The organism is Methylobacterium sp. WL103, assembly GCF_008039885.1.
GTDB lineage: Bacteria > Pseudomonadota > Alphaproteobacteria > Rhizobiales > Beijerinckiaceae > Methylobacterium > Methylobacterium cerastii.
Window position 1 is genome coordinate 1 of sequence record NZ_VRUX01000933.1, and the last position, 1,150, is coordinate 1,150.

A 1,150-nucleotide genomic window follows, 5' to 3' on the forward strand; every position below is an offset into this window, starting at 1 on the left:
GCACCGAAGGGTTCACGCCGGTGCGGATCGCCGCCGAGCCCGGCACGATCCTCGACGTGACGATCGCCGGGCACGACGGCCGCGCGCTGCTGGCCGCCTGATCGCAAGCGAACCGGCGCGTGGCCGCCCCGGTCCGAGGGTCACCCGGCCCAGCCGCAGGCCGACAGCCCGTCCCGCATGTGCTCGGGTGCCGGCGCCTCGGCGACCACGGGCGGCTTCTTCGGGTAGAGCGGCAGGGCGAGGCCGCGCGCATGCAGTTGCAGGCCGGGGCCGCCGTGGCGGGCCGCGGTGCCGTAGATTGAATCCCCGACGATCGGGAACCCCGATGCGGCGCAGTGCACCCGGAGCTGATGGGTGCGGCCGGTGACCGGGATCAGCTCGAGCCAGGCCTGGCTCGCGGACCGGCCGAGCACGCGCCAGCGCGTCGTCGACGGGTCGCCGGCCGGGTCGGCCTTCATCCACCACGAGCGTGGATCGCTCGACCGCCGGGCGAGCGGCAGGTCGATCTGGCCCTCGTCGTCCGGGGGCGCGCCCTCGACCAGCGCCCAGTAGGTCTTCCGCGCCTGCGCGTTGGCGAACAGCTTGTTGAGGCGCGCCAGCGCCTGCGCATGGCGCCCGAGGGCCAGGCAGCCGGAGGTGTCGCGGTCGAGCCGGTGCGCGGCCTCCGGACGCCGCGGCAGGCCGAAGCGCAGGGCGTCGAGGTGTTCGGTCAGGGTCTCGCCGCCCTTCGGCCCCGGATGCACCGGCAAACCCGCGGGCTTGTCGATGACGAGGACCAGGGCATCGCGGTAGAGCAGGCGCGCGCCTATGTCAGACGAGAATGCGGCAGGCGACGACATGCCTCCCGGCTAACGGTGCCGGGGCGCGGGAGCAAGGACGACATGAGCCAAGACGAGAAGCCGGGCTGGTTCGGCCGCCTGTTCGGGCGCAAGGGCGCGACCGAAGCCCCCGAGCCGCCGCCGGACTCGCCCGCCTCCCCGGCGGAAGGGCAGCCGGACTTCGCCACGGCTGCCGACGACGTGGCGCACGTGCCGCTGCCGCCGGCCGAGCCGTCGCCGGTCGACCCCGACCGGAACGCGGTGCCCGACGAGATCGAAGGCGCCGACCTTCAGCCGATCGCCGGCGAGCCCGAGACGCCCCCCTCCGGTAC

General features: G+C 75.0%; 1 protein-coding gene and 1 pseudogene. One reads left to right on the forward strand and one right to left on the reverse strand.

The window, feature by feature from the left end:
- Positions 1-140: 140 nt before the first annotated feature.
- Positions 141-839, reverse strand: a complete 699-nt coding sequence (locus tag FV222_RS26830; RefSeq protein ID WP_147751412.1) for an RluA family pseudouridine synthase — start codon at positions 837-839, stop codon at positions 141-143.
- Positions 840-881: 42 nt separating this feature from the next.
- Between FV222_RS26830 and FV222_RS26835 the strand changes: the two are divergent.
- Positions 882-1,150, forward strand: a pseudogene (locus tag FV222_RS26835) (signal recognition particle-docking protein FtsY); the annotation flags it as partial.

Excerpts from the sequence above, each read along its gene's own strand:
- FV222_RS26830 (WP_147751412.1), bottom strand. The coding sequence starts at position 839 with ATGTCGTCGCCTGCCGCATTCTCGTCTGACATAGGCGCGCGCCTGCTC.